This is a genomic window from Castellaniella sp. WN, from assembly GCF_054457555.1.
The window spans coordinates 706,506-729,718 of record NZ_JBTKZC010000002.1 but is presented as its reverse complement, the minus strand read 5'-3'; the positions used below and the strand labels follow the sequence as shown (position 1 = coordinate 729,718).

The 23,213-nt window shown below is 69.5% G+C and carries 22 protein-coding genes; 13 read left to right on the top strand and 9 right to left on the bottom strand.

The window, feature by feature from the left end; genetic code table 11:
• The first annotated feature begins 62 nt into the window (after positions 1-62).
• The 6 genes from fba to ACTPOE_RS17395 all read left to right on the top strand — a co-directional run bounded on the left by fba (position 63) and on the right by ACTPOE_RS17395 (position 5,412).
• Entirely contained in the window at positions 63-1,127 is a 1,065-nt protein-coding gene (gene fba / locus ACTPOE_RS17420) for a class II fructose-bisphosphate aldolase (protein WP_458873468.1), read from the top strand.
• A gap of 6 nt (positions 1,128-1,133) precedes the next feature.
• The gene (locus tag ACTPOE_RS17415; protein WP_323025146.1) at positions 1,134-2,021 is read left to right on the top strand and encodes a phosphoribosylaminoimidazolesuccinocarboxamide synthase; all 888 of its coding nucleotides are present in this window, start codon (positions 1,134-1,136) and stop codon (positions 2,019-2,021) included.
• Positions 2,018-2,539: a 5-(carboxyamino)imidazole ribonucleotide mutase gene (purE, locus tag ACTPOE_RS17410; RefSeq protein ID WP_458873467.1), complete on the top strand. Its 522-nt coding sequence runs from the start codon at positions 2,018-2,020 to the stop codon at positions 2,537-2,539. The genes ACTPOE_RS17415 and purE overlap by 4 nt, the downstream gene beginning before the upstream one ends.
• Complete coding sequence (locus ACTPOE_RS17405) at positions 2,536-3,723, top strand: 5-(carboxyamino)imidazole ribonucleotide synthase (protein ID WP_458873466.1); 1,188 nt, start codon at positions 2,536-2,538, stop codon at positions 3,721-3,723. Before purE ends, ACTPOE_RS17405 begins: the two co-directional genes overlap by 4 nt.
• Positions 3,716-4,798: an L-threonylcarbamoyladenylate synthase gene (locus ACTPOE_RS17400; protein ID WP_458873465.1), complete on the top strand. Its 1,083-nt coding sequence runs from the start codon at positions 3,716-3,718 to the stop codon at positions 4,796-4,798. The genes ACTPOE_RS17405 and ACTPOE_RS17400 overlap by 8 nt, the downstream gene beginning before the upstream one ends.
• 161 nt (positions 4,799-4,959) lie before the next feature.
• Entirely contained in the window at positions 4,960-5,412 is a 453-nt protein-coding gene (locus ACTPOE_RS17395; RefSeq protein WP_458873464.1) for a MaoC family dehydratase, read from the top strand.
• 57 nt (positions 5,413-5,469) lie between these two features.
• On the opposite strand, the gene purU is transcribed toward ACTPOE_RS17395, so the two are convergent.
• Genes purU through ACTPOE_RS17375 form a run of 4 tightly spaced genes read right to left on the bottom strand, consistent with a single transcriptional unit; the run spans position 5,470 to position 8,211 of the window.
• On the bottom strand, positions 5,470-6,318 hold the full coding sequence (gene purU, locus ACTPOE_RS17390) for a formyltetrahydrofolate deformylase (RefSeq protein ID WP_458873463.1): 849 nt from the start codon (positions 6,316-6,318) through the stop codon (positions 5,470-5,472).
• Positions 6,319-6,378: 60 nt separating this feature from the next.
• Positions 6,379-6,909 (bottom strand): flavin reductase family protein, encoded by a 531-nt coding sequence (locus ACTPOE_RS17385; protein ID WP_458873462.1) that lies wholly within the window; start codon positions 6,907-6,909, stop codon positions 6,379-6,381.
• Between the two features lie 7 nt (positions 6,910-6,916).
• On the bottom strand, positions 6,917-7,549 hold the full coding sequence (gene pdxH / locus ACTPOE_RS17380) for a pyridoxamine 5'-phosphate oxidase (protein ID WP_458873461.1): 633 nt from the start codon (positions 7,547-7,549) through the stop codon (positions 6,917-6,919).
• 23 nt (positions 7,550-7,572) lie between these two features.
• Positions 7,573-8,211 (bottom strand): gamma-glutamylcyclotransferase, encoded by a 639-nt coding sequence (locus tag ACTPOE_RS17375; RefSeq protein WP_458873460.1) that lies wholly within the window; start codon positions 8,209-8,211, stop codon positions 7,573-7,575.
• 129 nt (positions 8,212-8,340) lie between these two features.
• On the opposite strand from ACTPOE_RS17375, the gene ACTPOE_RS17370 reads away from it, so the two are divergent.
• The gene (locus ACTPOE_RS17370) at positions 8,341-9,243 is read left to right on the top strand and encodes a tRNA threonylcarbamoyladenosine dehydratase (protein ID WP_458873526.1); all 903 of its coding nucleotides are present in this window, start codon (positions 8,341-8,343) and stop codon (positions 9,241-9,243) included.
• Positions 9,244-9,315: 72 nt separating this feature from the next.
• Here ACTPOE_RS17370 and ACTPOE_RS17365 read toward each other — a convergent pair whose 3' ends face one another.
• Genes ACTPOE_RS17365 through uvrA form a run of 3 tightly spaced genes read right to left on the bottom strand, consistent with a single transcriptional unit; the run spans position 9,316 to position 16,909 of the window.
• Positions 9,316-10,077, bottom strand: a complete 762-nt coding sequence (locus ACTPOE_RS17365) for an aminotransferase class IV (protein WP_458873459.1) — start codon at positions 10,075-10,077, stop codon at positions 9,316-9,318.
• Positions 10,041-11,240, bottom strand: a complete 1,200-nt coding sequence (pabB, locus tag ACTPOE_RS17360) for an aminodeoxychorismate synthase component I (protein ID WP_458873458.1) — start codon at positions 11,238-11,240, stop codon at positions 10,041-10,043. Before pabB ends, ACTPOE_RS17365 begins: the two co-directional genes overlap by 37 nt.
• Positions 11,237-16,909, bottom strand: a complete 5,673-nt coding sequence (gene uvrA / locus ACTPOE_RS17355) for an excinuclease ABC subunit UvrA (protein ID WP_458873457.1) — start codon at positions 16,907-16,909, stop codon at positions 11,237-11,239. Before uvrA ends, pabB begins: the two co-directional genes overlap by 4 nt.
• Positions 16,910-17,119: 210 nt before the next feature.
• Between uvrA and ACTPOE_RS17350 the strand changes: the two genes are divergently transcribed.
• From ACTPOE_RS17350 to ACTPOE_RS17340, 3 genes are all read left to right on the top strand, one after another.
• Positions 17,120-17,680 carry a YceI family protein gene (locus tag ACTPOE_RS17350; RefSeq protein WP_458873456.1) on the top strand — a complete coding sequence of 187 codons (561 nt, stop codon included), beginning with the start codon at positions 17,120-17,122 and terminating at the stop codon, positions 17,678-17,680.
• A 94-nt stretch (positions 17,681-17,774) separates the two neighbouring features.
• A complete protein-coding gene (locus tag ACTPOE_RS17345; RefSeq protein WP_003803595.1) occupies positions 17,775-17,903 on the top strand; it encodes a hypothetical protein in 129 nt (42 codons plus the stop codon).
• A gap of 126 nt (positions 17,904-18,029) precedes the next feature.
• Positions 18,030-18,995, top strand: a complete 966-nt coding sequence (locus tag ACTPOE_RS17340) for a glycosyltransferase family 2 protein (protein ID WP_458873455.1) — start codon at positions 18,030-18,032, stop codon at positions 18,993-18,995.
• A gap of 170 nt (positions 18,996-19,165) precedes the next feature.
• Here ACTPOE_RS17340 and ACTPOE_RS17335 read toward each other — a convergent pair whose 3' ends face one another.
• Both ACTPOE_RS17335 and ACTPOE_RS17330 read right to left on the bottom strand, forming a co-directional pair.
• The gene (locus ACTPOE_RS17335; protein WP_458873454.1) at positions 19,166-19,591 is read right to left on the bottom strand and encodes a hypothetical protein; all 426 of its coding nucleotides are present in this window, start codon (positions 19,589-19,591) and stop codon (positions 19,166-19,168) included.
• Positions 19,592-19,605: 14 nt separating this feature from the next.
• Positions 19,606-19,929, bottom strand: a complete 324-nt coding sequence (locus ACTPOE_RS17330; RefSeq protein ID WP_458873453.1) for a type II toxin-antitoxin system HicB family antitoxin — start codon at positions 19,927-19,929, stop codon at positions 19,606-19,608.
• A gap of 462 nt (positions 19,930-20,391) precedes the next feature.
• Between ACTPOE_RS17330 and ettA the strand changes: the two genes are divergently transcribed.
• The 3 genes from ettA to ACTPOE_RS17315 all read left to right on the top strand — a co-directional run bounded on the left by ettA (position 20,392) and on the right by ACTPOE_RS17315 (position 23,003).
• Positions 20,392-22,065, top strand: coding sequence for an energy-dependent translational throttle protein EttA (ettA, locus tag ACTPOE_RS17325; protein ID WP_458873452.1), 1,674 nt, complete (start codon positions 20,392-20,394; stop codon positions 22,063-22,065).
• Between the two features lie 10 nt (positions 22,066-22,075).
• A complete protein-coding gene (locus ACTPOE_RS17320) occupies positions 22,076-22,627 on the top strand; it encodes an isochorismatase family protein (protein ID WP_458873451.1) in 552 nt (183 codons plus the stop codon).
• Between the two features lie 148 nt (positions 22,628-22,775).
• The gene (locus ACTPOE_RS17315; protein ID WP_458873450.1) at positions 22,776-23,003 is read left to right on the top strand and encodes a glycine zipper 2TM domain-containing protein; all 228 of its coding nucleotides are present in this window, start codon (positions 22,776-22,778) and stop codon (positions 23,001-23,003) included.
• The last annotated feature ends 210 nt before the right edge of the window (positions 23,004-23,213 follow it).

The window sequence follows — 23,213 nt, the reverse complement described above, 5'->3', positions numbered from 1 at the left end:
CGTTCCGCCTTAAAATCCCGGAATCCGCCTTTTCCACCATTCCATTTTCTGGAGGTCCAGCCATGGCCCTGGTTTCCATGCGTCAACTCCTCGATCACGCGGCCGAACACGGCTACGGGATCCCCGCGTTCAACGTCAACAACCTGGAGCAGGTCCAGGCCATCATGGAGGCCGCCGCCCAGACCGACAGCCCCGTGATCATGCAGGCGTCGGCCGGCGCGCGCAAATACGCGGGCGAGGGCTTCCTGAAATACCTGATCCAGGCCGCGGTCGAATCCTATCCGCACATCCCCGTCGTCATGCACCAGGACCATGGCCAGTCGCCCGATGTGTGCCGGGGCGCCATCGAGCTGGGCTTTTCCAGCGTCATGATGGACGGCTCCCTGATGTCCGACGGCAAGACGATCTCTTCCTACGAATACAACCTGGACGTCACCCGGCAGGTGGTTGCCATGGCGCACAAGCTGGGCGTCACCGTGGAAGGCGAGCTGGGCTGCCTGGGCTCCCTGGAAACCATGAAGGGCGACAAGGAAGACGGCCATGGCGCCGAGGGCACCATGACCCGCGAGCAGCTGCTGACCGATCCGGAGCAGGCCGCCGACTTCGTCCAGCAGACCCAGCTGGACGCCCTGGCCATCGCGGTGGGCACCAGCCACGGCGCCTACAAGTTCACGCGCAAGCCCACCGGCGACATCCTGTCCGTGCAGCGGATCAAGGAAATCCACGCCCGCCTGCCCAACACCCACCTGGTGATGCACGGCAGCTCCAGCGTGCCCCAGGAACTGCTGGCCGAGATCCGCCAGTTCGGCGGCGACATGAAGGAAACCTACGGCGTGCCCGTGGAAGAACTCCAGGAAGCCATCAAGTTCGGCGTGCGCAAGGTCAACATCGACACCGACATCCGCCTGGCCATGACCGGCGCGATCCGCCGCTTCCTGGCGGAAAATCCCGGCAAGTTCGATCCGCGCGAATACCTGAAGCCCGCCCGCGAGGCCGCGAAGAAGGTCTGCCTGGCGCGTTACGAGCAGTTCGGCACGGCCGGCCACGCCTCCAGGATCAAGGCGATCCCGCTGTCCGACATGGCCGCGCGCTACGCCGCCGGCGAACTCAAGCAATTGGTGAAATAAATCCGCATGAAGGCTCTGCTCCAATCCTCCATCGAGTCGCTGCCCCTGCTGGGGCGCGGCAAGGTCCGCGACATGTACGCCGTGGGCGAAGACAAGCTGCTCATCGTCGCCACCGACCGGATCTCGGCCTTCGACGTGATCCTCGACGACCCCATCCCCGGCAAGGGCCAGGTCCTGACGGCTCTGACCGAATTCTGGTTGGGGCGCCTGGGGCACCTGATTCCCACGCACGCTACCGGCATCGCTCCTGAAGACGTGGTCGCCCCCGGCGAACGCGAGCAGGTGGCCGGACGCGCCATGGTGGTCAAGCGCCTGGAGCCCATCCTGGTCGAAGCCGTCGCGCGCGGCTACCTGATCGGCTCGGGCTGGAAGGACTACCAGGCCACCGGGGCAGTCTGCGGCATCGCCCTGCCGCCCGGGCTGCGCCAGGCCGAACGCCTGCCGGAGCCGATCTTCACCCCTGCGGCCAAGGCCGAATTCGGCCAGCATGACGAGAACGTCGATTTCAACTACGTCGTCGCCCAGGTGGGCGCCGACCTGGCGGCCGAACTGCGCCGCGTCACGCTGGCCCTCTACGCCGAGGCCGCCGAATATGCCCGCGGCCAGGGCATCCTGATCGCCGACACCAAGTTCGAGTTCGGCCTGGACGCGCGCGGCACGCTGCATCTGATGGACGAGGTCCTGACGCCGGATTCCTCGCGCTTCTGGCCGGCGGACGGCTACGCCGTGGGCATCAGCCCGCCTTCCTTCGACAAGCAGTTCGTGCGCGACTGGCTGGAAACCCAGGATTGGGACAAGACCGCGCCGGCGCCGCGCCTGCCGGCCGACGTGCTGGAACGCACGGCCGCCAAGTACCGCGAGGCCCTGGACCGCCTGACGCGGGGCGCGGCATGAGTCTGTCCGCATCCGGCGCGGCGCCGGCCGCCCTGGTCGGCCTGATCATGGGTTCGTCCAGCGACTGGGACGTGATGCGCCATGCGGCGGCGGTGTTCGACGAGTTCGGCATTGCCTACGAATCCCGGGTCGTGTCCGCGCATCGCATGCCGCTGGACATGGTCGAATATGGCGCCGGGGCGGTGGAACGCGGCCTGCGCGCCATCGTCGCGGGGGCGGGCGGCGCGGCCCATCTGCCCGGCATGATGGCGGCGCTGACGCCGGTGCCGGTGTTCGGCGTGCCCGTGCCCTCGCGCTACCTGCGCGGCGAAGATTCCCTGCTGTCCATCGTGCAGATGCCGCGCGGCGTGCCGGTGGGCACCTTCGCCATCGGCGAGGCGGGCGCGGCCAACGCCGCCCTGCACGTGGTGGCCAACCTGGCCATGACGGACGCCGGCCTGCTGCGGAAGCTGCAGGACTACCGCGCGCGTCAGACCGGGGCCGCGCGCGCCATGGCCGTGCCGCCGGAGGCGCCATGAGCGTTCCCCCGGACACGGTCGCCCGGGGGGCTGTCCCGCTGCCCCCGGGTACCTGGCTGGGCGTGCTGGGCGGTGGCCAGCTGGGTCGCATGTTCTGCCAGGCGGCCCAGGCCCAGGGCTACCGGGTGGCCGTGCTGGACCCGGCGGAATCCTGTCCGGCGAGCATGGTGGCCGACGAGCACGTCCGCGCCGCCTACGACGATGCGGCCGGGCTCGACCGCCTGGCGTTGCGCTGCGCCGCCGTGACCACGGAATTCGAGAACGTCCCGGCCGACAGCCTGCGCCGCCTGGCACAGTCCCGGGTCACGGCGCCTTCGGGCGACGCCGTGGCGGTGGCCCAGGACCGGCTGGCCGAAAAATCCTACATCCAGGCGGCCGGCGTGCCGGTGGCTCCTCATGCGGCCATCCGCTCCGCGGCCGATGTGGACGCTTGTCCCGACGCGCTGTTCCCGGGCATCCTCAAGACCGCCCGTCTCGGCTACGACGGCAAGGGCCAGGTCCGCGTGGCCTCGCGCGACGAGGCCCGGCAGGCTTTCGGCGCGCTGCGCGGCGTGCCTTGCATCCTCGAGGCCCTGCAGCCCCTGGACTACGAGATCTCGGTGGTGGTGGCGCGCGATCTGCGCGGCCGCGCCGTCAGTTACATGCCCTCGCGCAACACGCACCGGGACGGCATCCTGGCGCTGTCGGTCGCGGACGGCTCGGTGCCGGCCGGGATCGCCGGACAGGCGCGGGGCCACGCTCTGTCCCTGGCCGATCACCTGGACTACCACGGCGTGCTGTGCGTGGAGTTTTTCGTGCTGCGCGACGGCCGCGTGCTGGCCAACGAGATGGCGCCGCGCCCCCACAACAGCGGCCACTACACCCAGGACGGCTGTCTGGTCAGCCAGTTCGAGCAGCAGGCGCGCATCATGGCCGGACTGCCGCTGGGCGATACCGCCGCGCTGCGACCGGCCGCGATGCTCAACCTGTTGGGCGACCTGTGGTTCGACGCGCGCGGGTGTCGGCGCGAGCCGGATTGGGCGGGCGTGCTGGCCGTGCCCGGCACCCGCCTGCACCTGTATGCCAAATCCGAGGCGCGCCGCGCCCGCAAGATGGGCCATGTGAACATCCTCGGCGCGGACGCCGCGCAGCTGCGCGAGCGCATCGCCCGAGTATCGGCCGTCCTGGGGCTGCCCGATGCCTGACCCGCGTGCGGATTCCGGCAGCGCGGCCCCGCCGGGGGCGGACGCGGAGCGAGCCGAGGCCAGTCCCGATCAGATCCTGGAGGCCGCGCAGCGGCTGGCCCAGGGCCGGCTGGTGGCCTTCCCGACCGAGACCGTCTATGGCCTGGGGGCCGATGCGGAAAACCCCGAGGCCGTCGCCCGCATCTACGCCGCCAAGCGGCGGCCGGCCGATCATCCCGTCATCGTCCATCTGGCGCCGGACACGGATCCGGGCTATTGGGCGGCTTCGATCCCGCCCCAGGTCCGGCTGCTGATGGCGGCCTTCTGGCCGGGGCCCTTGACCCTGATCCTGCCGCGCGCGGCCCGCATTCCGGATGCGGTCAGCGGCGGCCAGGACAGCATCGGCCTGCGCTGTCCCTCGCATCCGGTGGCGCAGCGGCTGTTGCACGCCTTCTCCGTCCTCAAGCCGCACGGCTGCGGCGGAGTGGCGGCGCCCTCGGCCAACCAGTTCGGTCAGGTCTCGCCCACACGCGCCGACCACGTGCGCGGCGAATTCCCGCACCTGGACGGACAGGCGTTGATGGTCCTGGAAGGCGGAGCCTCGGAAGTCGGGATCGAATCCACGATCCTGGACCTGTCGCGGCTCGAACTGGGTGCAGGCCCCGTGCTGCTGCGGCCCGGCCATGTGACCGCCGCCCAGATCGCCGAGGTGCTGGGCGCGCCGCCGGCTCTGCCCGATGCGGCGGCGCCCCGGGTGTCGGGTTCGCTCAAGGCGCATTATGCGCCGCGCACGCCGGTGTCCCTGGTGACCGCGGAGGCTCTGGCCGGCTGGGTTCGGGGCGAGGGCCTGCCGGCGGTCGCGGGCCGCCGCGTGGCCGCGGTCGTCCTGGACGCGGCGCCGGGGCCCGCGCCCGCCGGGGCGGAATGGATCGTCCTGCCGGCCGATCCGGCAGCCTATGCGCGCCGCCTGTATGCCTTGTTGCGCGAGCTCGATGAAGCTGGCTACGACCGCATCCTGCTGCAGCGCCCGCCGGCCGGGCCGGCCTGGCAGGGCGTCAACGACCGGATCACCCGGGCGGCGGCCGCGTTCGACTGATCGCGCGGCGGATTCCGGGCATTTCCGCGCGCTGGCGCCGCGGCGTTCGCCAACTTGCGGGGTCCGCGCTACACTGTCCCGCTGCCGTGCCGGTGGTATCCCCCTGGCCCTGATTCGGCGCCGTCCTCGAGAGCCGGGCGTCGCTTTCCGGAGTTGGTCTGATGAAATTCAAGGAATTCGAACCCGGCCTGGTGATCCATCACGGCCCGGTCATCGTGGACGAGGCCGAGATGCTGGCCTTTTCCCGCGCCTATGACCCCCAGTGGTTCCATGTCGATCCCGAACGCGCCCGCAAGGGCCGCTGGGGCGGCCTGATCGCGAGCGGCTGGATGACCTGCGCGCTGGCCATGCGCATGGCCGTCGAGGCCGCCTTGCACGATTCGGAATCGTTCGGTTCGCCGGGCCTGGAGCGCCTGCGCTGGATGCACCCGGTGCGTCCGGGCGACCGGCTGCGTCTGGAGGCTACGGTGGATTCCAAGCGCGTGTCGTCCACGCGCGACGACTTGGGCATCGTTCGCTGGACGTGGCGCCTGTTCAACCAGGACGGCGCCCAGGTGCTGGATGTCGAGGCGACCAGCCTGTTCGAGCTGGAAGTTCCGTCTGGAAAGGCCTGAGCCGGGCCGGACGCGCAAGGTCGGGCGGACGCCTTCGGGGCGCCCGCCCGGCGTGATTCAGCGGAACACCACCGTGCGCCGGTCGTTCAGCAGGATGCGGTGCTCGACGTGCCAGCGCACGGCGCGCGACAGTACCACCGATTCGATGTCGCTGCCGATGCGCGTCAGATCGCCGGGGCCCATGGCGTGGTCCACGCGCTCGATGTCCTGCTCGATGATGGGACCTTCGTCCAGATCCTCTGTCACGTAGTGCGCTGTCGCGCCGATCAGTTTCACTCCGCGCGCATGCGCCTGGTAGTAGGGCCGCGCGCCCTTGAAGCCGGGCAGGAAGCTGTGGTGGATGTTGATGGCGCGGCCTTCCAGGGCGCGGCACAGTTCCGGCGACAGGATCTGCATGTAGCGCGCCAGCACCACCAAGTCGACCCGCTCGCGCTCGACCAGTTCCAGGATCCGCGCTTCCTGCGCGGCGCGGGTATCGGCCGTCACGGGCAGATGGTGGAAGGGCAGGCCGTGGGATTCGGCCAGCGCGCGGAAATCCGCGTGGTTCGACACCACGCCGGCCACCTCGGCGGGCATCTGCCCGCCGCTCACCCGGAACAGCAGGTCGTTCAGGCAATGGCCCTGGCGGCTGACCAGCACCAGCAGCCGGGCCTTGCGGGCCGCGTCGTGGAATTGGCATTGCATTCCGAAGCGTTCGGCGATGGCGGTGAAGTCGTCCGCCAGGGACTCGACCGGTTCGGCGGCGGGCAGGGCGAAGTGGACGCGCAGGAAGAAGCGCGACGAGTCGGGGTCGCCGAACTGCTGGGCGTGGACGATGTTGCCGTGGTGCTTCAGAAGCCAGCCGCTGACGGTATGGACAATGCCCATGCGGTCGGGGCAGGAAAGGGTCAGGATGTAGTCGTGCATGGCGTGTGTCGAAGGCGGCGCGGGGCCGTCCCGCCGGAAAGAGGGTGGCGTGTCGTCCGGCTAGTTGCGGGAAAGGGGCTCGCTGCCGGGGGTCAGCTCGAAGTCGCCCGCATGATAGATCAGCGGCGACAGCAGCTGGCGGTGGCAGTGCTCCACCTGGCCGACGAAGATCGTGTGATCGCCGGCTTCGTGGCGCTGGGTGTTGTGGCATTCGAACCAGGCGGCGCAGCGGGTGTCGGCCAGCATCAGGGTGCCGTTGGGCGCGCGTTCCAGTTCCAGACTGGCGAAGCGCGCGGCCTGCGGGCCTTTGGCGAAGCGCCGGGCCAGGTCGACCTGGCCCGCCGACAGCACGTGGATGACGTAGCGGTCCAGCGCCTTGAAGGCCGCCAGCGAGGCGGCCGTGTGCGTCAGCGTCCACAGCACCATCGGCGGTTCCAGCGAGACCGAACTGAAGGAGCTGATCGTCAGCCCCAGCGGGGCGCCGGTGTCGGGGTGTTCCGCCGTGATCACGGTGACGCCGGTGGGGAACCGGCCCAGGGCCGAGCGGAAGAACAGGGCTGGGAAATCGGCGGGGGTGGGCTGAGGTCGCATGGAGGAGTCAGGGCGCGATGCGGACGAGCGCCCAGTCGCCTTCGGCGTCGCGCGCGTAGACCAGCCGGTCATGCAGTCGGGAAGGCCGGCCCTGCCAGAATTCGACGCGGGTCGCTTCCAGCCGGTAGCCGCCCCAGTGGGGCGGGCGGGCCGGATCGTCGCCCAGTTCCCGAGTCAGTTCGGCTACGCGCTCTGCCAGGGCTTCGTGGGTGATGGGCCGGCTCTGGGGCGAAGCCCAGGCGCCGATGCGTGACCCCAGGGGGCGGCTGGCGTAGTAGATGTCCGATTCTGCCGCCGACACGGGGCTGACGGGGCCTTCGATGCGCACCTGCCGTTCCAGTTCAGGCCAGAAGAACAGCAGCGCGGCCTGGGGGTTGGCGGCCAGTTCCAGGCCTTTGCGTGACTGGTAATTGGTATAGAACACGAAGCCCCTGGCGTCGAAGTCCTTGAGCAGCACGATGCGCGCCGAGGGGCGGCCGGCCGTGTCCGTCGTCGCCAGGGTCATGGCGGTCGGCTCGTGGACCTCGCTGTGCAGGGCCTGCTGGAACCACTGGTCGAACTGGGCGTAGGGGTCGGCGGCCGCGGCGGATTCGAGCAGTTCGAATTTCTGGTAGGTCTGGCGGATATCGGCGATGGACATGGTGTCTGGGTCGGAAGAGGGGGTCAGGGAGCGCGCCGCAGAGCCCGCGCGATGGTGCGCAGGCGGCGGTCGGTGATGCCGGCGGCCTCCAGGGCGTCGGCGGTTTGCAGCACATAGTCCGTACAGGGGCCGTAGCGTCCGTGCCCCTGGCGCACGATGGTAACGATCCGTTCGAGGGACAGGCCCGCCACGTAGCCCGCGTCACGGCGGTCCATGGTGAAGACCAGGCCTGGGATCGGGCCGGATTCCGTGTGGCAGTTCAACCAGCGCGGGATGTAGGATGCGCTGGGCATTTCCCGTTGCCACAGCGGTCTCAGGACGTCCAGCGCCCGGGAACCGGCGATGCGGTAGGCGGTGCCTTCGCAGGAGCCGCCCAGGTCCAGGCCGAACACCAGGCCGGGCCGTTCCGGCGTGCCGCGATTGATGCGCGACCACAGGCACAGGGCGCGGTGGTAGCCGTGGATGCGGGCTCGGCGGGCTTCCAGGTGATCGAATTCCGGCCGCCAGACGAGGGAGCCGTAGCCGAACACCCACAGGTCGGAACGGCCGTCCCAGTGCCGCAGGGTCTGTTCGATGGACGCCTGATGCCAGGCCGCGTCGCGCAGGTGGAAAGCTTCCGGCGGGGGCGGAAGCTGGCTGGCGCGGGCGGCGGGCGTATTCACGGGGTGCGGGCGGTGGTGGAGTGGGAACAGCCCGTATTGTAGAGGACTTGCGCGGCGGGGCGGCGTGGAGACTCGTTCGGGGGTTCCCTGGCTAAAATGAAAGATTCCCCCCTTTCCTTCACCGTCGCGATGCCCGATCCCCTGCCCGCCGATTCTTTCAGTGCCGATGCGGACGCCGCACGCCGTTTCGGCGGCCTGGACCGTTTGTACGGCGATGGTGCCAGGCGGGCGCTGGCGGGGTTGCGCGTCGTGGTGGCCGGGATCGGCGGCGTGGGCGCCTGGTGCGCGGAGGCCCTGGCCCGCTCGGGCGTGGGGGCGCTGACGCTGGTGGATCTGGACCACGTGGCCGAATCCAACATCAACCGCCAGGTCCACGCCCTGGGCAGCACGCTGGGGAGGGCCAAGGTCGCCGCCATGGCCGACCGCGTCCGCGACATCAACCCCGGCTGCCGTGTCGAGTGCGTGGACGACTTCATCGGCCCGGACAATGTGGGGACGATCCTGTCGGGGCCGCCCGGCGTGCTGTTGGACTGCACCGATCAGGTGGCGGCCAAGATCGCCATGATCCTGCGCGCCCGCGCCGTGGGCTGGCCGGTGCTGGTGTGCGGCGGGGCGGGTGGCAAGACCGACCCGCTGGTCCTGCGGGCCGGGGATCTGTCGATCGTCACGCACGATGCCCTGCTGGGCCGGGTACGCCAGGTGTTGCGTCAGCACCACGGTTATCCCAAGGGCGGGGCGGCGGGCGGCAAACCGCGTCGCCGGGTGCCGCGGATGGGGGTGCATTGCCTGTGGTTCGACCAGCCGGTCGTGCTGCCCGCGGCCTGGAAGCGGGCGGCAGCCGGACCGGCAGGCGCCGAGGGCGCCGATGCGCCGGCTGACGAACCGGAGATCGCATCCGCTTCCGCGCCGGTCGCGGCGCCGCAGGGCCTGTCCTGCGCGGGCTACGGTTCCGCCGTGGCGATCACGGCCACCATGGGCATGGCGGCGGCCGACTGGGCCGTGCGCCGGGGCCTGGCGGACGCGGGGCTTTAGCGTACTGTCTGGCTAATTGCGGCATCTCTCCACCTTGCGCCTTGCAAGGCGCCCGGATTCGTCAGGCACCGATCAATCCGCGGGGACTGATCGGGGGCCGGACTCGTCCAGCCGGGCGTCCAGCCAGCCGCGCAGGGCGTTCGACACCCGCAGCGCCGGGGCCTGGCGCAGGTCGGCGAGGCTCAGCCGGGCTTCGCGCGCGCGGCCTTCGTCCAGCAGGGACTGGCGGCGCACGCCGGGCAGCAGGCCGCTGGCCAGGGGCGGAGTCAGCCATCGTCCGTCCGTGTCCCGGACGTAGATGTTGGAGCGGCTGCCTTCGCACAGATCACCGGCCGCGTTGCCGAAAATCAGGTCGAAATGATCGGGGTGGGCCTGCAGCCAGCGTTGTGCTGCGGCGAACCAGGGGCGGTGGGTGGTCTTGTGCCGCAGCCAGGGATCGCTTGCGTCCAGTGTCGTGTCCGGCCCCAGGGCGTCCGCCGCCAGGGCGATGCGTACCGGTTCGGGCGTCGGCGGCAGCGGCGCGGATTCCAGTGACGGCCGGCCGTCGGCCGCCAGCAGCAGGCGCAGGCGCCGCGGCGTGTGGTCCGCGAGTTCCCGGACCCGTTCCGCCAGCCAGCCGTCCAGCGCCGCCGCGTCCAGCGGGTAGCCCAGGCTGCGGGCGGAGGCCAGCAGCCGCGCCCTGTGGCCGGGCCAGAGCGCGATGCGGCCCTGTTCCAGGCGCAGGGTCTCGATCAGATCGGGAGCGATCCGCCGGATCCCGGCGGCGGGAGGAGTCGGCAGATCCGGGCCGGACCGGCTCAGTCCGGATTCAGGATGCGGGCTTTCCACAGGCATTCCTCCCATTCGTCGGCAGCCCGGGAATCGTACACGATGCCGCCGCCCACGCCGAACTGAGCCTCGTCCTGGCGCAGTTCGATGGTGCGGATGGCGACGTTGAGGGAAAAATCCCCGTCCGGCGACAGCCAGCCCACGCTGCCGCAATAGATGCCGCGCCGGCGCGCTTCCAGCGAGCGGATGGCCCGCATGGCGGCGATCTTCGGCGCCCCGGTCACGGAGCCGCAGGGGAACAGGGCGCGCAGCACCTCGGCCAGCGGCACGTCCGGCGCATCGGCTTCCACGGTGGAGGTCAGCGTCCAGACCGAGGGATAGGCCTCCAGGCTGAACAGGGCCGGCACGCGCACGCTGCCGGGCACGGCGATGCGGCCCAGGTCATTGCGCAGCAGGTCCACGATCATCAGGTTCTCCGCGCGGTTCTTGGCGCTGCGCTGCAGGGCTTCTGCGGCCTGCCGGTCCCAAGCCGGGTCGGCGTGGCGCGGGGCGGTGCCCTTCATCGGCCGCACGCGCAGGCGCATGCCCTCGCGGGCCGCGAACAGTTCGGGCGACAGCGACAGCACCCAGCGGTCGCCGTCGCGCACACAGGCGGCGTGGGCCACGGGATGCCGCTTGGCCAGATAGGCGTAGGCCCGCGCGGGGTCCAGGCCCCGCGGCCAGTCCAGCCATAGCGGCAGGGTGTAGTTGATCTGGTAGTAGTCGCCTCGGGCGATGCCGGCGCGGATCGACTCGATGGCCTGCGCGTAGCGTTCGCGGGACACGCCCGGCCGCGGATCCGGCCGCCAGGGCGGGCCGTGGGCATCGGTCAGGCCGTCCGGCACCGGCGTGCCGGTGCCGGCGCCGTCGGGATGGCGCGGTCCGTCCGTGGCGTCCGCCGTGTCCGGCATGGCGCGGGTCTCCCATGCGGCGCGGGCGTGGACCAGCGCCGTCAGGCGGGGCCGGGCGTCGTGCGCGTCCTCGTCCGCCGCGTCGGCGGCTTCCGGTACCAGCCAGGCGCCCAGTTCGTAGTCCAGCAGCAGGGCGACCCAATGGCCCGCCCGTCTGGCCGCCTCGATGGCGGCCCAGGCGGCGGGCAACTCGGCGCGGCGGTGGACGGCGATGCGCGCCACCGGGTCGAGCAGCCGCAGCGACCGGCCAGCCAACCGGTCCTCGAACAGGCAGGTCACTGGATCCTCCGGGCGCCGCGCGCTTCCCCGGACGCCAGGAATTCCGCGAGAATCCGTCCGGTGTGGGTGTCGCCCGCGCAAAGCCGCTCGGGGCTGCCCTGGGCGACCACGCGGCCACCCTGGTCGCCGCCCTCGGGGCCCAGATCCACGATCCAGTCGGCCTCGGCGATGACGTCCAGGTTGTGCTCGATGACCACCACGGTGTGGCCGGCGTCCACCAGCCGGTGCAGCACGCGGATCAGCTTTTCCACGTCCGCCGTGGACAGGCCCACGGTGGGCTCGTCCAGCACGTACAGGGTGTGCGGGACGCGCGAGGCGCGGCCGGTGCGCAGCACGCCTTCGTCTAGGTGCGCCTTGGTGAGTTCAGTGACCAGCTTGATGCGCTGGGCCTCGCCGCCGGAGAGCGTGGGCGAGGGCTGGCCCAGCGTCAGGTAGCCCAGGCCCACGTCCTGCATCAGTTGCAGCGCGCGGGCGATGCGGCGGTGGGCGGAGAAGTGGCCGATGGCGTCGTCCACTTCCATGCGCAGCACGTCCCCCGCGCTGCGGCCGTTCCATTGCACGCCCAGGGTCTCCTGGTTGAAACGCGCGCCGTGGCAGGCGTCGCACGGCACCTTCACGTCCGGCAGGAAGCTCATCTCGATGGTGCGCATGCCCTGGCCTTCGCATTCCGGGCAGCGGCCGTCGCCGGTGTTGAAGGAAAAGCGCGAGCCCGTCCAGCCGCGCAGCCGCGATTCGCGCGTGCCGGCGTAGAGCTTGCGGATGTCGTCCCAGAAGCCCACATAGGTGGCCGGGCAGGACCGGGGCGTCTTGCCGATGGGAGTCTGGTCGACCTCCAGCACCCGGTCGATGGCTTCCCAGCCGCGGATCGTCCGGCAGCCCTGCCAGGGACCGGTCAGGCGCTGGCCGACCCGGCGCGCCAGGTTGTCCAGCAGCACGTCGCGCGCCAGGGTGGACTTGCCCGAGCCCGACACACCGGTGACGACGCTCAGGCGCCCCAGCGGAATGCGGGCGTTTGCCTGGCGCAGATTGTGCAGCGTGGCGTCCTCGATGTCCAGGCTGGGCGTGGCGGCGTCGACGGCGCGTCGGCCGTTCATGGGGTGGACCAGGGGCTCGCGCAGGTAGCGCCCGGTGATCGAAGCCGGGTTGCGGATGATTTCCTCGACCGTGCCCTGGGCGACCACCATGCCGCCGCGCACGCCGGCGCCCGGGCCGATGTCGATCACGTGGCCGGCGCGGCGGATGGTGTCCTCGTCGTGCTCGACCACCACCAGGGTATTGCCGTTGCCTTCCAGGCGGGTCAGCGCGTCCAGCAGGATGCGGTTGTCGCGCGGGTGCAGGCCGATGGTGGGCTCGTCCAGCACGTAGCACACGCCCTGCAGGTTCGAGCCCAGCTGCGCGGCCAGGCGGATGCGCTGGGCCTCGCCGCCCGACAGGGTGGGAGCGGCGCGGTCCAGGGCCAGGTAGCCCAGGCCCACGTCCATCATGAAGTCCAGGCGGCCGCGGATCTCGGTGAGGATGTCGCGGGCGATCTCGGCTTCGCGGCCCCGGGCGCCCAGGCCCAGGAAGAAGCGCTGGGCGTCGCTGACGGGCATAGAGGCCAGTTCGGCGATCGAGCGGTCGCGCCAGCGGAAGGCCCGCGCCACGCGGTTCAGCCGCTGACCCTGGCATTGGGCGCAGGGCTGCGGCAGGCCGGTGGCCTCGTCGAGCCAGACGGATTCCTCGCCGGTCTGGTCTTCGGTGAAGCCGGTCAGCTGCAGGCCGGTGCCGTAGCAGCCCGGGCACCAGCCGTGGCGCGAGTTGTAGGAAAACAGGCGCGGGTCGGGTTCCGGGAAGCTGGTGCCGCAGTTCGGGCAGGCGCGCTTGATGGAGAAGGTCAGCAGGCGCGGGTCGGGCGCCAGGCCGGCGGCGCGGCGGGCCTCGATCGTGGCCGGTCCGGGCGCGGTCAGGCCGGCCAGCGCGCGGAAGCTGCCGTGGCCCAGCGCCAGGGCGGCGCGCACGGCCTCGCGCAGGCCGGCCTCGTCGCGCACGTCCACGATCAGGTCGCTCACCGGCAGTTCGATAGTGTGCTCCTGGTAGCGGTCCAGGCGCGGCCAGGGGCTGACCGGGATGAATCGGCCGTCCACGCGCAAGTGGGTGTGGCCGTGCGAGGCCGCCCATTTCGCCAGATCGGTGTAGTACCCCTTTCGAGCCACCACCAGTGGCGCCAGCAGGCCGATGTGCTCGCCCGTGTGGTCGCGCAGCAGCTGCGCGACGATCTGCTCCGGCGTCTGCGGTGCCACGGGGACGTCGCAGTCCGGGCACATCTGGGTGCCCAGGTGCACGTACAGCAGGCGCAGGAAGTGGTGGATCTCCGTCATGGTGGCGACGGTGGACTTGCGCCCGCCCCGGCTGGTGCGCTGCTCGATGGCGACGGTGGGCGGGATGCCGTAGATGGCGTCCACGTCCGGTTTGCCGGCCGGCTGCACGATGGCGCGCGCGTAGGCGTTCAGGGATTCCAGGTAGCGCCGCTGGCCCTCGTTGAAGAGGATGTCGAAGGCCAGGGTGGACTTGCCCGAGCCCGACACGCCGGTGATGACCGTGAAGGCGTCGCGCGGGATGTGCACGTCGATGCCCTTCAGATTGTGCTCGCGGGCGTTCAGGATGTGGATGTCGGGGCTGGCCGACGCCGCCGCTTGCAGGCGCGGGGCCGGCTCGTTCAGGACCAGCGCGGGGTTGTCGATTTGTCTTGCGTAATCGGCCAGCGCCCGGCCGGTATGGGAATCCGGGTGGCGCATCAGCTCGTCCGGCGTGCCTTCGGCCACGATGCGGCCGCCCTGGTCGCCGCCTTCCGGCCCCAGGTCCACGATCCAGTCGGCGGCACGGACCACGTCCAGGTTGTGCTCGATGATCAGCAGCGAATGGCCGGCGGCCAGCAGCTTGCGGAAGGCCCGCATCAGGCGGGCGATGTCGTCGAAGTGCAGGCCGGTGGTGGGCTCGTCGAACAGCAGCAGGCTGCCCTTGAGCGCCCCCCGGGGCGCCCGCGAGCGCGCGGCCTCGGCCAGGTGGCCTGCCAGCTTCAGGCGCTGGGCCTCGCCGCCGGAGAGCGTGGGCACCGGCTGGCCCAGGCGCACATACTCCAGGCCCACGTCGGCCAGGGGCGCCAGGCCCCACTGCACGTCGCGCAGGCCCTTGAAGAAGTCCAGCGCCTCGCTGACGGTCATGTCCAGGACCTCGTCGATCGAGGCGCTGCGGCCCAGGTGCTCGATGCGCACCTCCAGCACCTGGGGGCGGAAGCGGTGGCCGTCGCAATCCGGGCAGCGCAGGTATACGTCCGACAGGAACTGCATTTCCACGTGCTCGAAGCCGGTGCCGCCGCAGCCGGGGCAGCGGCCGTCGCCAGTGTTGAAGCTGAAGGTGCCGGCCGTGTAGCCGCGTTCCTGAGACAGGGGAGCGGCGGCGAACAGCTTGCGGATGGCGTCGAAGGCGCCGACGTAGCTGGCGGGGTTGGAGCGCGCCGTCTTGCCGATGGGCGTCTGGTCCACCATCACCACGTCGGCGATGCGCTCCGCGCCCAGCAGGGCGGCGTATTCGCCGGGCGCCTCGGTGGCGCGGCCCAGGCGCTTCAGCAGGGCGGGGTAGAGCACGTCCTGCACCAGGGTGGACTTGCCCGACCCGGATACGCCGGTCAGGCACACCAGCCGGCCCAGCGGCAGGGAGAAATCGACGCCTTGCAGGTTGTTGGCGCGGGCGCCCTGCAGCAGCAGGCGCGGGGTGTCGTCCCGCACCGGCAGGGGGCGCGGCGATTCGATGCGCATCCGGCCGCCGAAGTAGCGGCCCGTCAGCGTGTCGGCCGCGGCCAGCTCGGCCGGCGTGCCGTCGAAGACGATGTGCCCGCCGCGCTCGCCCGGTCCCGGGCCGATGTCGAGGACGCGGTCTGCGGCGATCATGACCTGCGGATCGTGCTCCACCACGACCAGGGTGTTGCCGTGGTCGCGCAGGCGGTGCATGACCTGGACAATGCGGTGGATGTCGCGCGGGTGCAGGCCGATGGACGGCTCGTCCAGCACGAACAGCGTGTTCACCAGGGACGTGCCCAGCGCGGTGGTCAGGTTGATGCGCTGGACCTCGCCGCCCGACAGGGTGCGGCTCTGCCGGTCCAGCGACAGGTAGCCCAGGCCGACGTCGCACAGGAAACGCAGGCGGGCGCGGACTTCGTCCAGCAGCTCGGTCAGGGCGTCGTCCAGCGAACGGCCCAGCTCGACGCGGTCGAACCAGTCGCGCACCCGCTCGATGGGCAGGCGCATCAGGTCGTGCAGGCCCAGGCCTGGCAGGGCTGCCAGCTGTTCGGGCGTCCAGCGCGCGTGCGCCGGCAGGAAGCGGCACGCACCGGGGATCGGGTCATGGTCCCGTCCCAGGCGCCACAGCGTGGCGTCGGGCTTGAGCCGCGCGCCTTTGCAATGCGGGCAGGGCGTGTAGCTGCGATATTTGGACAACAGCACCCGCACGTGCATCTTGTAGGCGCGGGATTCCAGCCAGTCGAAGAAGCGCTGCGCGCCGTACCACTGGTGCTTCCAGGCGGATGGTCCGCCCTTCCAGTCGGGCGCGCCGCCAATCACCCAGCCGCGCTCCTCGTCCGTCAGGTCGCGCCAGGGCACGTCCAGGCGCACGCCCGCCTTGGGGGCGTAGCGTTCCATCTCGACCTGACATTCCTTGTAGCTGGCGGTCTGCCAGGGTTTGATCGCCCCGTCGCGCAGGCTGCGGGTTTCGTCCGGCACGACCAGGCCGTAATCAATGCCCATCACCCGGCCGAAACCCCGGCAGTGCTCGCAGGCGCCCAGCGGGGAGTTGAAGGAGAAGGTGCTGGGCAGCGGCGTGCCGTAGTCGATGTCGCACTGCGCACAGTGCAGGCCGGCGCTGAAGCGCCATTCCTCCTCTCCCTCGTCGAACAGGGCGTGGACGCTGAGCCGGCCGTTGCCCTGGCGCAGGGCCGTTTCCAGGGCCTCGTCCACGCGCGCCGATTCCGCGTTGCCCAGGCGGAAGCGATCCTGTACGACGTGCAGCACGCGGCGGCCGGCGTCGCCCGCCTTGCGCCGCGCGCCGGCCGGCTTGCCGCCGGCCCCGGGTGTCGGAGCCGGTTCGTCCTGGCGGTGGATGCGCGTGTAGCCCTGCTGCTCCAGGAAGCCGCGCACCTCGTCCTCGGTGAAGTTGGCGGGCACCGAGACCGGGAAGGTGATCACCAGACGGGGATCGTGGGCGGCGCACAGGCCGTCCATCTGGCGCCGGATGCCGGCGGGGTCGTCGCTCGTCACCTGCCGGGCGCAGTCGCGGCAATGCAGATGGCCGGCGCGCGCGTAGAGCAGCTTCAGGTGGTCGTTCAGTTCCGTCATGGTGCCCACGGTGCTGCGTGAATTGCGCACCGGGTTGACCTGGTCGATGGCGATGGCCGGCAGGATGCCTTCGATGCGGTCGACCTGAGGCTTGTCCATGCGGTCCAGGAACTGGCGCGCATAGGGCGAGAAAGTCTCGACGTAGCGGCGCTGGCCTTCGGCGTACAGGGTGTCGAAGGCCAGTGAGCTCTTGCCGGATCCGGATACGCCGGTCACCACCAGGAGTTCCCCGGTGCGGATCGTCAGATCCAGGTTCTTCAGGTTGTTCTGGCGGGCGCCGAAGATGCGGATGGGTGCGTTCATCCCGCCATCATAATCCGGCGCGAAGCGCCGTTGCGATGCGCGCGGCGGGGTCATGTTTCCGGGGCTGCGCCATGACAGGTGGAAGCCGCACGGCTTGATCCGCGTCAGAGATCGGGGCGGCGGGGAGGCCCGCCGGCGCTGACTCGTCCTTACAATCGACTGAATGCGGCCGGGCTCGTCCCGGCTTTTCTGGAAAACCGGAGAATCGCCATGAAACGCCTGCTTGCTCTGTCCCTGCTGTGCGCCGCCCCCGCTCTGGTCCAGGCGGCTGATTACAAGACCGACGCGGACCACACCTTCGTTTATTTCGAAGTCCTGCACAATGGCACGTCCACGGTGCGCGGACGTTTCGACGCGGTCGAGGGCGACGTCGCCTTCGACCGCGAGGCCAGGACGGGCCAGGCGAAGATCCGCATCGACATGAAGTCGATCAGCACGGGTTCCAAAGGCTTCGACGAGCACCTGCTGGGCGGCGACTTTTTCCAGGCAGGGCAGCACCCCGAGGCCCGTTTCGAGTCCACCGCCTTCCGCTTCGAGGGCGACCTGGTGCGTGCCGTCGAGGGCAACCTGACTCTGCTGGGACGGACGCATCCGGTCAAGCTGAACGCCGTCCGCTTCAACTGCTACCAGAACAAGCGCCTGGGTCGCGAGGTCTGCGGTGGAGATTTTCGGACCGAAATTCAGCGCAGCCAGTGGGGCATGGGTTTCGGCCTGCCGGGCATTCCCGACACGGTGCGCCTGCAGATCGAGATCGAAGGCGTGCGCCAATGATCTCGTGGCAGCCGGCGCGTGCGCCGGCTGCTGGTGAAACTTTGCTAGAATAGCGTGTTTTGCTTTCAAGCCCGCCTTACACCAGGAGATCCACATGGCAGAAATCAAACGCACGCGGCGCAACACGCTGGAGCGCCGTTGCCTTGGCAAGGCCTTCAAGCGCCTGTTCGTGCGCGCGCCCAAGGGTGTCTTCAAGATGCTCGAAAAGGTCAAGCGCGTCTGATCATCCGGCGCCGGCCTGCCGTATTGTTTATATACAATTCGGCATCAGGGAAACCACGGACCCGGCGGTCCGTGGTTTTTTTTGCGGCTATCATGAGTTGATCGGAACAAGGAGGAGCCTTCCGGCATGGCTTGCTGGCGTCATCTGTTTTCCGTCGTCACACCCACTTACAATCGCGCCCACACGCTGGAACGCGTGTACCGTTCGCTGCGGGAGCAGTCCTTCCAGGACTTCGAATGGGTCGTCGTGGACGATGGGTCGACGGATGCCACCCGGACCCTGGTCCAGGGCTGGCAGCAGGAAGCCAGTTTTCCGATCCGTTACGTCTGGCAACCTAATCAACATAAGAAAACAGCTTTCAACAACGGGGTGCGCCACGCTCAGGGCGAATGGCTGGTGGCCATCGACAGCGACGACGAACTCGATCCCAACGCCCTGTACCACATGGCCGGCGTCTGGGAGCAGATTCCGCCCGCCCAGCGCGGGCGCACCGTGGCGATCACCGGCCTGTGCGCGCGGCCCGACGGCCGCGTGGTGGGCGACATGTATCCCCGGGACGTGATGGACGTGTCCTCGCTGGACATGACCTTCCGCTACCATGTCCGCGGCGAAAAGTTCGGCTGCCTGCGCACGGACGTGCTGCGCCAGTTCCCCTTCCCCGAAGACATCCCCGGTTTCGTGCCGGAAAGCCTGGTCTGGCGCGCGATCGCCCGGGCCGGCTACCTGACCCGCTTCGTCAACCAGGTGTTTCGCGTGTATCACGACGACGCGGGCGGCCTGTCGCACGAGGGGCGTTCGGCCGACAGCGGCCGCCATGCGCTGGGCCTGTGGCTGCTGGCGCACGATACGGTGGAGCATTGCCTGGGCTGGTTCCGCTACCAGCCGGCCTCGTTCTTCGGCGCGGCGATCCGCTATACCCGCTTCGGCCTGCACCTGCGCGCGCAGCATGTGGCCCGTCCGGCCGGGCGCTGTCTGAGCCGCTGGGCGTCGCGCCTGCTGGTGGCCGCCATGTGGCCGGCCGGGGCGGTGCTGTACGTGCGCGATCGCCTGCGCGCCGCGGCGGCGCGCTCCAAGCACCCGGTGACGACCTAGGGTCCTGTTTGGTTAGTTCGTGTATTCGGATTCGGATGCATGGGGCTTGTCAGGCAAGGCGCAAGCCGCGGCGAGGTGGACAAGCAACGCGGCGGGGCGAGTCCGGGCGCCGAAGATGCGTATTTGAATTGGCCAAACAGGACACTGGCTCCAATCCACGGCACCAGGGCCTATTCGTCGTCTTCGTCCGAGGGGGCTTCGGTTTCTTGCAGGTCGAAGGGCAGCAGATCCGTCAGCGTGTCGGTCCAGGCGACTTCCTCGCCCTCGGCGTCCACCTTGATGTAGCGCACGCCTTCCAGGTCGGATAATTGGACGGCCCAGAGGAATTCGCAATCCACCGCCTGGCCGTCGCTCAGGTCCAGGCCGCCGCAATTGCCCAGGAAGCGCGCCCCCGGTCCGCCCGCCTGGACGCGGGGCCGATCCCCGTCCTCGTCCTTGGGGCCCAGCGGCAGGGCGAACAGCGCCCATTCATAGTCTTCGTCGGGCTCGGACACGATTTCGGCGAGCACGGGTTTGCCCAGATAGGCGCACAGCGCGTCGGCCGTGCGGCCCAGCAGGTCGGCTTCGGCCGGGGTGAATGCGAGGGGATGGGTCATGATGGTGTGAGGGCTTACAGGGCGAGTTTGGCGCTGATCAGGCGATTCATGCTGATGCCTTCCTCAGCCGCCTCCAGGGCGAGTCTTCGGTGGATCATGGGCGGGACGCGGACGGCGAAGCGGCCGCTGAAGCGGCGTTCGGCAAACGGTTCGGGGACCGGTTCGCCGTTGTTTCGCATATCGGCCACGGTTTCCGCGACGGCATCCATGATACCGCGCAGCGCCTGGGTCGGGTCCGCATCCAGCCAGGACAGGCTGGGAAATTCGGCGCACAGGCCGACGTGTTCCCGGTCGTCTTCAGACCAGGTCACGCGGTAGGTGTAGTGCTGGGGGTTCATGGTGGGCCTGCTATGCAACGATTTTATTTAATCTGAATGATATCAATAGTAGTGCTAAATCACTATGGCTTAAAACTAACACAATCTCGGCGTGCACACTGCAAGACGCACGCGTCAGCCGGGACAGATACCCCCGCCTCTGCCGGAGGGCCGGGCGGCCCTTCGGGCTCTCCGGGTCTGCCTCGTCCGAGCGGGCGGCGGACGAACTCGTCGCGCGACGCGCTCCTCAGACACGTCCGCCGAAGGCTCCCGCTCTCCCTTCGTCAGCACCCGGCGCCTGACAACACCGGCAGAGGCGGGGGTATCTGTCCCGGCCATAGATGAAGCAGAACAGCATGCAGCGTATCGTTCCGATACGGCGTTGACTGAGACGATCATCCCCCGCCCACCGCCCTCCCGTCCGGCCTACAATCGAAACTTTGCGCGGCCGAATCCTTCGGCCCGCCTTTTCACGGTTGCGACATGGCACAGTACGTCTATTCCATGAACCGGGTCGGCAAGATCGTGCCGCCCAAACGTCAGATCCTGCGGGACATCTCCCTGTTCTTCTTTCCCGGCGCCAAGATCGGGGTCCTGGGCCTGAACGGCTCGGGCAAGTCCACCCTCCTGAAGATCATGGCCGGGGTGGACAAGGACATCGAGGGCGAAGCCGTCCCCATGGCGGGGCTGCGCATCGGCTATCTGCCGCAGGAGCCGCAGCTCGACTCCGACCACACCGTCCGCCAGGCCGTCGAGGCCGGCCTGGGCGAGGTCTTCGAGGCCCGCAAGCGCCTGGACGAGGTCTATGCCGCCTACGCCGAGCCCGACGCCGATTTCGACGCCCTGGCCGCCGAGCAGGCCGAGCTGGAGGCCGTCATCGCGGCGGCCGCCACCAGCGGCAGCGACGACATCGAGACCCAGATGGAAATCGCCGCCGACGCCCTGCGCCTGCCTCCCTGGGACGCCGTGGTCGGCCGGCTGTCGGGCGGCGAAAAACGCCGCGTGGCCTTGTGCCGCCTGCTGCTGTCCAAGCCCGACATGCTGCTGCTGGACGAACCCACCAACCACCTGGACGCCGAGTCGGTCGAATGGCTGGAAGTCTTCCTGCGCCAGTTCCCCGGCACCGTCGTGGCCGTCACCCACGACCGCTACTTCCTGGACAACGCGGCCGAATGGATCCTGGAGCTGGACCGGGGCCATGGCATTCCGTGGAAGGGTAACTACAGTTCCTGGCTGGAGCAGAAGGAAGACCGCCTCAAGCAGGAAGAGGCCGCCGAATCCGCCCGCCAGCGCACCATCAAGAAAGAGTTGGAATGGGTGCGGCAGAACCCCAAGGGCCGCCAGGCCAAGGCCAAGGCCCGCCTGGCGCGCTTCGAGGAACTGTCCTCGCACGAATACCAGAAGCGCAACGAGACCCAGGAAATCTTCATCCCCGTGGCCGAGCGCCTGGGCAACGAGGTCATCGAGTTCCGCAACGTGTCCAAGTCCTTCGGCGACCGGCTGCTGATCGACGATCTCAGCTTCAAGATTCCCGCCGGGGCCATCGTCGGCATCATCGGTCCCAACGGCGCCGGCAAATCGACGCTGTTCCGCATGATCGCGGGCCAGGAAACCCCGGATTCCGGTGAGGTTGCGCTGGGCCAGACGGTCAAGCTGGCCTACGTGGACCAGTCGCGCGATTCCCTGCCCGACGGCAAGACTGTATTCGACGCCATCTCCGACGGCGCCGACCTGCTGACCGTGGGCCGTTTCGAGATGCCGGCGCGCGCCTATCTGGGACGCTTCAATTTCAAGGGAGCGGATCAGGGCAAGCAGGTCGGCAAGCTGTCGGGCGGCGAGCGCGGGCGGCTGCATCTGGCCAAGACCCTGATCGCGGGCGGCAACGTGCTGCTGCTGGACGAGCCATCCAACGACCTGGACGTGGAAACCCTGCGCGCCCTGGAGGACGCCCTGCTGGAATTCGCCGGCTCCGTGCTGGTGATCAGCCACGACCGCTGGTTCCTGGACCGGATCGCCACGCACATCCTGGCCTTCGAAGGCGATTCCCGGGTGGTGTTCTTCGACGGCAACTACCAGGAATACGAGGCCGACAAGAAGGTCCGGCTGGGCGAGGAGGCCGCCCGTCCGCATCGCCTGCGCTACAAGGCCCTGAAATAGGAGACCCGCCATGGTCATCAAGGCATCCCCCGTGCTGGCCGCCCACAACAGCCTGCTGCTGGTGGTGGACATGCAGGAAAAGCTGCTGCCCGTCATCCGCGATACCGATGCCCTGCGCGGCCGGGTCGCGCGCCTGGTCCAGGCCGCGCGGCTGCTGTCGGTGCCGGTCTGGGCGACCGAGCACTGGCCCGGCAAGATCGGCGCCACCCATCCCGATCTGCTGGCGCACGTCGACCGGGTGGTGGCCAAGACCCATTTCGACGCTTGCCGCGAGGCCGATTTCCTGGCGGACTGGCCGGCGGGCCGCACGCGGGTGTTGTTGACGGGCACCGAAGCCCACATCTGCGTGTTACAAACCGGCCTGGGCCTGGCCCGGGCCGGTTTCCAGCCCATGCTGGTGGCCGATGGCATCGGCTCCCGGCGCGAGTCCGACTGGTCGGCCGCCCGCGAACGCTGGCGTGACCATGGGCTGGAAACCGTCACGTCCGAAATGGCGATCTATGAATGGCTCGAAACGCCGGCGCATCCCGCCTTCCGGGACGTGCTGGCCCTGGTGAAATGAGGCGCGGCCCGTCCGCGGCCGCCGCTGTTACAAGTTACAAGGTTCGACATCTTGGCTCACAGCTTTTTCGGGGTTCGGCGCTTATAAAGAAGCCAGGATGCCCGACCGGGCACGGATCATCACGCGGTACGCGAGAAGGAGAATCACTATGACGATCAGGACATTCGGAAAAATCGGCGCGGCCCTGATGCTGGCGACGGCCATGGCCGGCTGCTCGTCCTGGGACAACATGAGCCACCGCCAGAAATCGGCCGTCACGGGCGCGGGCCTGGGCGGCGTGGCGGGCGCCGTCGTCACGGGCGGCGGGATCCTGGGCACGGTCGGCGGCGCGGCCATCGGCGGCGTCATTGGCGACCAGATCGGCAAGAACCGCTAGTGTCCTGTCTGGTGAGTTTGGTCACTTGAATTCGGATGCATGGCCAGCCCAGGCGCCGAAGGTAAGGATCGGAATTAGCCAGACAGGAAACCAGGGAGCCTCTGAACGAGTCGAGCGGCAAGCGGGCACGGACAGCCCGCGGGGACCGCATGCCCGGGCCTGGACGCGCGATGCGCCGCGCCGGCTGTCGCCGCGATTCGCGCCTGGGGC